Here is a 438-nt window from a genome sequence, read left to right as displayed (position 1 = left end):
CCTGATAAGCCTGTGATTGCTCCACTTAAGCTCGTGCTTACTGTAATGTTATTGCTGCTGGCATCAAAGCTCGTTACTGTATTGCCATAGGCATCTTGTGCTGTTAAGCTATTAGTTCCTGTAAACGCTACTCCGTTGATCTGTGGTCCGGTCAAGCTCAAAGCTAATTTGCTGAAGGTGGCTGGACTCACGGTTACACTCAAGCGATCTGATCCACTTGTGCTCACCAATCCATCGGTAGCTACAATCTGTGCCGACTCTACTTTGAATAAGCCCATGCTCACCGTGGCTACTCCATTGCTGAAAGTAAGGCTTGTCGCTGTGCCAAAGTCCGTACTTGCTACCGTTGGATTCGTCACTGGACTGCTCGAGGCATTCGCGCCACTGAATGTGATGGACTTAGCTCCACTGTAGGTTGTCGCTGTATTTCCACTCGCA

General features: G+C 48.9%; 1 protein-coding gene. It reads right to left on the bottom strand.

The window, feature by feature from the left end:
* On the bottom strand, window positions 1–438 hold a 438-nt coding region (locus EWU23_RS13755; protein WP_205753195.1), incomplete at both ends, for a hypothetical protein.

This window comes from Aquirufa beregesia, assembly GCF_011090385.1.
Lineage (GTDB): Bacteria > Bacteroidota > Bacteroidia > Cytophagales > Spirosomataceae > Aquirufa > Aquirufa beregesia.
The sequence above is the reverse complement of the archived record's forward strand: the minus strand, read 5'-3'. Positions and strand labels throughout refer to the sequence as shown.